Origin of the sequence: Micromonospora sp. LOL_021, assembly GCF_048060215.1 — a bacterium.
GTDB lineage: Bacteria > Actinomycetota > Actinomycetes > Mycobacteriales > Micromonosporaceae > Micromonospora_E.
The window spans coordinates 68,981-76,695 of record NZ_JBHMIN010000032.1; the positions used below are offsets into that span (position 1 = coordinate 68,981).

At 69.9% G+C, this 7,715-nt stretch carries 6 protein-coding genes; 2 read left to right on the forward strand and 4 right to left on the reverse strand.

From position 1 onward, the window contains the following. Positions 1–99 precede the first annotated feature (99 nt). Together ACFHWT_RS20525 and ACFHWT_RS20530 are read left to right on the forward strand one after the other, a co-directional pair. Positions 100–1,311, forward strand: a complete 1,212-nt coding sequence (locus ACFHWT_RS20525) for a hypothetical protein (protein ID WP_416596294.1) — start codon at positions 100–102, stop codon at positions 1,309–1,311. Beyond that, a complete protein-coding gene (locus tag ACFHWT_RS20530; RefSeq protein ID WP_416596295.1) occupies positions 1,305–3,239 on the forward strand; it encodes a hypothetical protein in 1,935 nt (644 codons plus the stop codon). The genes ACFHWT_RS20525 and ACFHWT_RS20530 overlap by 7 nt, the downstream gene beginning before the upstream one ends. Positions 3,240–3,243: 4 nt before the next feature. Here ACFHWT_RS20530 and ACFHWT_RS20535 read toward each other — a convergent pair whose 3' ends face one another. From ACFHWT_RS20535 to ACFHWT_RS20550, 4 genes are all read right to left on the reverse strand, one after another. Then, on the reverse strand, positions 3,244–5,220 hold the full coding sequence (locus ACFHWT_RS20535; RefSeq protein WP_416596296.1) for a M48 family metallopeptidase: 1,977 nt from the start codon (positions 5,218–5,220) through the stop codon (positions 3,244–3,246). Positions 5,221–5,224: 4 nt separating this feature from the next. Further along, positions 5,225–5,824, reverse strand: a complete 600-nt coding sequence (locus tag ACFHWT_RS20540; protein WP_416596297.1) for a LemA family protein — start codon at positions 5,822–5,824, stop codon at positions 5,225–5,227. A 115-nt stretch (positions 5,825–5,939) separates the two neighbouring features. Beyond that, positions 5,940–6,749 carry a hypothetical protein gene (locus ACFHWT_RS20545; protein WP_416596298.1) on the reverse strand — a complete coding sequence of 270 codons (810 nt, stop codon included), beginning with the start codon at positions 6,747–6,749 and terminating at the stop codon, positions 5,940–5,942. Between the two features lie 53 nt (positions 6,750–6,802). Next, positions 6,803–7,715 (reverse strand): hypothetical protein (locus ACFHWT_RS20550; RefSeq protein WP_416596299.1); only part of this gene is annotated, 913 nt, incomplete at its 5' end.

Consider the following 7,715-nt stretch of genomic DNA (forward strand, 5'->3'; position numbering starts at 1 on the left):
GAATCCATACGGAGATGTTGTCGGTGTGACTGAGTCTCGGTCACAGTGACGGACCGCGCCGCCCGTCCATGGTGTCCCGATGCCGACAGGAGCCGCCGCATGCAGGATGTCTTCCGGACCGACCGAACGTACGAAAGCGTCTTTCTCGTCCTGGTCGACGCCGCCGGTCACTCGGACATGGTCGCCAACAACCCCCGGGACCGCGCCTTGCGCGCCTTCGACCTGTTGCGGGAACGCCTGCTCCGGCGGCTGGGGATGCTCGCCGAGCAGTATCGCTGCGCCCGGGCCCAGCTGTGGCGGTGGGCCGGGGACGGTGGTCTCGTCGTGATCCATGACGACGAGGAGAGCATCGCCCGCGACGTGGCGCTCAGCTATGTACGGGACGCCCTGAACATCGACCTGCCGCACCTGCGCGACGAGTTCGCCAGCCTCGGCATCAAAGGTCGGCTACGGCTTCGGATCGCGGTCCATCGCGGTGTCGTGCGGTACCGGGGCCAGGGTGAGGAAGGTTCCATCTACTCGCCGGACATCAACTTCGCCGCCCACCTCGAGAAGGTCACCCCGCCGGACAGCGTGGCGATATCCGACGCTGTCTGGCAGGTCGCCGGTCGCTACTCGGCACTGTTCGAGGAGGTCGGCTCCTACGAGGGCCACCGGATCCATCTCCTCGTGTCCGGCGGCGGTGCCGGTCACGCCCGGCGTTCCTGGCTCTGCGTCAACGGGCTGGCCGCGGGCACCGCACTGCACGGCTACGCCGAGCGGCCGAGTCAGCAGGAGAAGTCCCGACTCGTGGCGGCGGCCGAAGCGGAGGTGATCGATCTCGGTACGGCACTGCGCACCGCCTCCAACTACCTCGTGACGACCGAGCGCCCAGCATACTTCCGGGATGCTGTGCTCGATCTGCTGCGCAGAGGGGGCACGTACCGGTGCGTGTTGATGGACCCGGACTGTACGGCCACCACGTTGCTCGCCGAGCAACGTGGCGAGCAGCTGGGGCCGAAAATCCGTCAGTCGCTGGCGTCGTTGCAACGGTTCCGCGACCAGCTGGGTGACGCCGGGCAGCGACTGCACATCCAGCTGACCGAGACATATCCCGGCATGGCCTGCCTCGCGGTCGACCTGCGCGGCGCGGGTGGACCGGGCCTGATGCTCACCTCGCCCTACCTGCTGGCCCCGCCTGACCGGCATCGACAGCTGGAGCGCTCCGACATGCCGCACTACCTGGTCAGCGAACAAGCGGGGCGGCTGTATCAGGACCTGCGGGCTGTCGTGCTGGGCTTCGTCGAGGAGGAGCAGGTGCGGGCATGGTGACCGGTCCGGACGGGATCCGGCGCACGGTCCCGGCGTTGTCGCTGCGAGACTGCCGTGCGGCGGCACGCACGGTACGCAGGGCCGAACATGGTCGGGAGGCGTACCGCACCGTGCGTCCGGCTGGCACGTTGGCGTTCTGCCGCTGCGTCGGGCCGTTGAGCGTCATTCTGTACGTCGCGGCCCGGGAAGGCAGGCTGGTCTGGCGTGGCGCGAACGCATTCGCGCTGTTGCGTCCGCCGACCGCCATGCCGGAGCCGTACTGGGGCGGGGGGTTGCCGCTCGCGGTGCTGCGGGCACTTGAGCGTCGGTGGGAAACGCTGGTGCTGGCCGTACCGCCCGGCGCGGTCCTGATCGTCGCTGCCGGGGGTCTCCTGGCCCGGGCCTGGACCGGGGCGCTGCTACTGGTGATGTCGGCGCTGGGCTACGTGCTCGTCATGCTGGGCGGCGGACTGGTGGGCGCGGCGGTTCGCGGCCTGCGTGCGGCGGTCCGTCCGCCCACGGACGACCGTCGGGCCCGGGACTCGCTGCCTGCGAAGCAGTGGTCCATGCCGTTGTGTCACCTGACCGACGTGGCGACGGCCGGTGACCTGATGCAGGCCGTTTCGCAGCGGCTGAGCGTGCTGGTCGACGCCCGTGCGCACCGGGTCACCAGCAACGTCGGAGCGGTGCCGCAGTCCATGCTCGTCACGGAGGTCATGGTCTGTCTCGTCACCGGAGTGACCACGTCCGCGATGCGTGCCCGGCTGCCGCAGTTGCAACAGGTGGGGTTGCCCTACGGAGTGGGTGCCGACGTGGTGACGTTGCGACCTCGCGACCGGGTCCGGGGACGGCCGCAGCGGGCGTTCAACACGGCGAGCTTCTTCGTGCTGTACTGCGCGGCGGTCGCCGCGGTGGTGGCGGGTCTCGCATACCTGGTGGCGAGCCAGGAGCGTTGGGCGTGCGGCGATGACTGCGCCGGGCGGCCGGACAGCTACGGCGAGGCGCTGCGCTGGTTGTGGCAGCGACTGCTGCTCAACGATCCGCCCGACCTCAGGCCGCAGGCGTCCGGCTCGGTGCTGCTCGGCATGCTGGTCAGCGTGATGGCGTTGACCATTCTCCCGGTGGGGCTGGTGGCGCTGCGGCAGGTGTGGCGGGCAATCGCAAGATCAGAGACAGGATTCACCGAGAGTGTGGACGGCATCATGGGACTCACCCGGATTCTGTTGATCGTCGCGACGAAGAAGGAACGCGACGCCGTCCTGGCCGTCGCCCGGGAGAACTACGGGCTCAGCCCGTACCGGCAGCAGCGCCCGCCGTACGTGGTATTCCAGCTCGGCACCGTCGCCGGCACCGAGGTGATGCTGGCCCGCGCACCGGGCGGCCTGAACACCGCGTCGGGGGTCACCCTCGTTGCGTCCAGCCTGATCCGACAGTGGCGGCCGGATTTCATGATTCTCACCGGCACCTGCTTCGGACTGAAGCCTGAGGAGCAGCGGTTGGCCGATGTGGTGGTGGTCAACCAGGCCCGTGACGTGGCCTCCTTTGCACTTCGCGAGGTCCAGGGGCTGGTCAAGAAGGAGTACCGGGGGTCGGCCAACGATCCGTCTCCGTCGCTGTTGAGCTGCTTCGACGCCTGCTCCGACGGATGGGAGACAGCCGAGGTGCACGTCGGTCCGATCGTCGCCTCCGACACGCTCTACCACTCCGATCAGGCACTCGCCGAGCTGAAGCGCGACCACCCAAACGCGGTGGCGGGTGACATGGAGTCGCATGTCCTCGCCGGGGTAGCGGCTGAGCATCAGGTGGGGTGGATCGCGGTGCGGGGGATCTCCGACTGGGGGGACAACGACAAGAACGACGAGTACCGGGTGGCGGCGGCCCGCAACGCGGCGGAGTACGTCCTCGACGTGCTCAAGTCCGGCCTGCTGGACAACCAGGGCCGGTTGTGACGGGTCAGGACGGTACCGGTGGCAGTGGCGGCAGCGGGCTGTGCAGCACCAGACAGATGGTCCGTAGCAGTTCGAACTCCGGCACCGTCATGACGCCATCGTGGCTGATCACCTCGACCGTCGCGGCGATCAGCCGGGCCTTGTCCGCCGGCTGCAGTCCGTCGAGGTCGGACCAGACCGACTCCAGGTCGAGCAACCCGCCGGCCGGTGGGACGAACCGCACATCGGTGCGCTGCGGCAGGGCGTGTGCCGCGCCGGCGGCGAAGGCCCGCCGCGCGGCGGCGGGATCCGGGTGGCCGATCTCGGCCAGCACGCTGAGCAGGGTCACCACCGCCTGCCGGGTTGCGCGCAGCGTACGGCGGCCGTTGCCCGATCGCGACGGCGGCCGCAGCGACCCCCGCAGCTCGTCGCCGACCAGCCGCGCCAGGCAGTACTCGAAGACGTTGACCCGGCCGTCGGCCCGGACCAGGGTGGCCATCGCGTCGGCGATCGTCTCCCGCTCGGCCGGTGGCCGCTGCGCCAACGCGGGAAAGGCGACCTCGGCCAGCGGCAGCCGCAGCAGTGGATGCAGCCCGGCGGTGGCCTGGCCGGCCTGCCAGGTGGCGTCGGCGAGCGAACTGCCGTGCCGCTGGGAGATCTCCGCGTGCTGACGGGCACGGACCTGCGGATCGGTCGAGAGGAGCAGCCCGAGGATGAGCGGCACCACGGTGTCCGGCCGGTGTGCCCGATCGAGCAGGTCGGGCGGGATCCGGGCCAGCAGATCGGCGGCGTGCGGGTAGCCGCCCGGCGGGACGGCGCCGATCCGGTCGACCACCTCGGCCGGGTCGACCGGGACGCGGGCGCCCGGGTCGGGCAGCGTATCGCCGGCCTGGTCTGACCGGGCGTCGGAGCGGTCCGGCGTACCGTCGCCGGTGAGCCCGCCCCCGGTGAGCCCGAGCGCGCGGTCCTCGGCCAGCCCGGATGGCGGGGCCGCCGCCCACCGCCGGGACAGTGTGGTCAGCTCGGCCGGATCGAAGCTGGGATCGAGTGCCTTGATCCGGTCGGCGATCGGCGGATGCGTCGAGAACAGCGCGGTTAGCCTGCCACCCGGCCCGAACAGCATGTGGCCGACCTCTTCGGACTTCGGACTCTTCAACTGTGACCCGGCGGGCAGCCCGGCGATCTTCTTGAGCGCACCGGCCAGCCCGGCGGTCTGCCGGGTGAACTGCACGGCCGACGCGTCGGCCAGGTACTCGCGTTGCCGGGACACCGACGCTTTGATCAGTCGGCCGACCAGCACACCGACGTACCCGGCGGCGACCATCGCCAGCCCGATCAGCGGCAGCGGATTGCCGCCCCGGTTGTCGCTGCGGGAGCGGCCACCGCTGACGAATCCGGTGCGCAGTAGGCCACGGCCGATCACCGCCAGGAACAGGATGCCGAACAGCAGCCCCATCAACCGGATGTTGAGCCGCATGTCGCCGTTGACCACGTGGCTGAACTCGTGGGCGATGACGCCCTGCAGCTCGTCGCGGTTGAGCCGCTCCAGCGTGCCACGGGTGACCGCGATCGCCGCATCCGAGGTCGACCAGCCGGCGGCGAACGCGTTGATCCCCTCCTCGCGCGGCAGCAGGTAGATCTCCGGCACCGGCACGCTGGAGGCGATGGCGATCTCCTCGACCACGTTGCGCAGCCGGCGCAGCTGCGGGTCGGTGGTGTCCGGCGGCACCGGTACGCCGCCGAGCTCCCGGGCCACCCGTCCGCCGCCACCGCGCAGCGTGACGGTGCGGACCAGCGCCGCCAGGCCGATCACCGCGACGGTCGCCAGACTGGTCACCACCAGCATGCCGAGGAGCGCGGCCGGTTGCCGGGACGCGCCGTCGAAGACGACGAAGACGGCGAGGTCGACCACGGCCACGATGCCGACGACGGCGGCCACGAACAGCACGACCAGCCGGGCGGAGACCCGTCGGACCTGACGTTGCCGTTCGAAGAAGTTCATTCGCTCAGAAGTTCACCTGGGGAGCCTGCCGCTGCTGCGGATCGTCGACCTCGAACAGGGCGGCCGGGCCGAACGAGAACATGCTCGCCACGATGCTGCCGGGGAAGCGTTCCCGCTTGTTGTTGTAGCCCATCACCGCGTCGTTGTAGGCCTGCCGGGCGAAGGCGACCCGGTTCTCGGTGGAGGTCAGCTCCTCGGTCAGCTGCATCATGTTCTGGTTGGCCTTGAGGTCCGGGTACGCCTCGGAGAGCGCGAACAGCCTTCCCAGGGTCTGGGTCAGCATGTTCTCGGCCCCGGCGAGCTGCTGCATCGCCGCGGGGTCGCCCGGATTGCCGGTCGCGGCGGCCTGTGCGTCGACCGCGCCGCCGCGAGCGGCGATCACCGCTTCGAGCGCCTCACGTTCGTGTGTCATGTACCCCTTGGCAACCTCGACGAGGTTGGGGATGAGGTCGTGGCGTCGGGTCAGCTGTACGTCGATCTGGGCGAACGCGTTCCGGAACGCGTTACGGGCGGTGACCAGACCGTTGTACACCGCGACGCCGTACCCGGCGAAGACTACCACAACTATACAAATCAGGCAGAAGAGCCCGATGGCCAGTTCCATGTCCTCCTGCTCCCTGCCTCGCCAGCGGTGACGCAGCGACCCCGGCGGCCTGCACTGATAGCTCGCCCGAGCGTACGCCACCTGCACCGCAGCCGGGCCGAACCAGAGCGGCCGGTCAGGGCACCGGAGCCCCAGCGAGGTCGACCGGCCGTCCGTGCCGCCAGAGGTGTTCGAACTCGTCACGGAAGTGTCGGTACCACTGCAGACTGGCGGTGGTCAGCGTCATCATCGGTTCGGCTGCCGACGGGCGGTGTGAATAGAGGTCGACGTGAATGCGTCCGGTCTCCTCGTCGGCGTCCAGCAGGATCATCCCCGACGCCGGCACGAGCGGCAGCAACCGTACCTCCAGGGAGCCGGTGCCGGGACGGGCGGTACGGGCCAGCTCGCGTAACAGGTCGAGAGTAGGCCGGGCCCGGTTGACGAAGATGTCCCGGTCGTCCGGAAGGGTGGCCCGCCGGGCGGCCTCGGCCGGTACGGAAGTCGCCGGGTCGATGAGCGCCACTCTGATGCGGGCACCTGCGGCAAGCCGGCTGGCGATCTGATCGACCTGGTTGCGCAGGGTCCGGCCGAGGGTCACCCCGACTAGGGCGATGTCCTCGACGTCGGTGAGGTCGACGTCTGCACCGGAGGTGGAGGCCCGTAGCGACATCCCGCCGGACGGCTGGGCCGGCAGGTGCCGAATCAGCCGTACCGCGCCGTCCAGCCGGCGCACCACCTGGTCCAGCTGCCGGCGCTCCCCGGCCACCGTCGTGGTGAGCAGGGCCAGCGTTCCCAGCGTCGCGGCAGCCACGGTGGCGGTGTCGACCACGTCAAGGACGCCGAGTAGACCGAGCGCCAGGGCGAGCAGGACGGTGATTACGGTGTCCAGCCGGTGGCTGAACAGACCACGCCTGCGCGGTGGCCAGGCGCGAATCGGACCTGGCATCGCATCCTCCTGGTACGGCAGGTGCTGCCCGGACCGGGTCCGGGCAGCACCTGTCAGCGGCGTGCGTCCCACAGGTAGGGCAGCACGCGGTGGAACGCCCGGGCGGCGTTTCGGGCCGCCAGGTCGTGGTCGCGGTGGCCCTTTGCCGCGTCGGCATGGTCGGAAATGCCGCGGAGCACGAGCCAGCCGGTAAGCCCGGTACCGTCGGCGAACTCCTCCCGGAAGCCCTGTACGAGGCCACCGGACTCGGTCTCCACAGCGAGGCACTTCTCCTGGAAGTCATGCAAGAACGTACGGATCCGGGAGTGTTCGTCGGTGATCACCGCGCTGCCGGAACCCAGCGGCCCGCGTCGTACGCGGAAGTCGTCGCCGTGATCCGGTGAGGGAATTCGCAATGGCTCGCCCTCGGTGCTGAACAGGTCGTTTACCGCGATGGTCAGTGCCGCCGTCAGCGCCGTCGACTCGCCCCGCCAGCGGGGACCGTCCGCAGTGTCCCGATGGTTGTCGTAGAAAATGATCTGGTCGGCGAGGACCACGTCGCCGACGTCGAGTTGAGCGCTGATGCCACCGGCGATGCCGACGAGGGCGATGATCGGCGGCGCGTACCAGTGCCGTAGCCGGGTGTAGGCGGCGGTGGCCGACAGTTGCCCCCGGTCCAGGGTCTGCATCAGCACCGCTGTGCGCGGCCCGTGCGGAGTCTCGAAGGTGGCCTCGTGCACCCGGCTCCCGTCGGGGAGCACTTTGCGGCGGTACTCCTCGGCCTGCTGGAAGACCTCGACGACGGCGCGCGTCTCCTGCGGTAGCACGGTCAGCACACCCAGATCGGCCCGCTGCTGGGCGGGATCGGCTTCGGACTGCTGTGGTACGGCACGGGTGTCGCCCCGGTGTGGCGTGGCGCCGCCGGAAACCGGTTTGAACGAGTCGGAGATGTGGTTGGCGTGTATGTCGCCCTGATGGAGGTTTCCA

Coding starts and splice junctions, on each gene's coding strand:
- ACFHWT_RS20525 (WP_416596294.1), top strand. CDS start 100: ATGCAGGATGTCTTCCGGACCGACCGAACGTACGAAAGCGTCTTTCTC.
- ACFHWT_RS20530 (WP_416596295.1), top strand. CDS start 1,305: ATGGTGACCGGTCCGGACGGGATCCGGCGCACGGTCCCGGCGTTGTCG.
- ACFHWT_RS20535 (WP_416596296.1), bottom strand. CDS start 5,220: ATGAACTTCTTCGAACGGCAACGTCAGGTCCGACGGGTCTCCGCCCGG.
- ACFHWT_RS20540 (WP_416596297.1), bottom strand. CDS start 5,824: ATGGAACTGGCCATCGGGCTCTTCTGCCTGATTTGTATAGTTGTGGTA.
- ACFHWT_RS20545 (WP_416596298.1), bottom strand. CDS start 6,749: ATGCCAGGTCCGATTCGCGCCTGGCCACCGCGCAGGCGTGGTCTGTTC.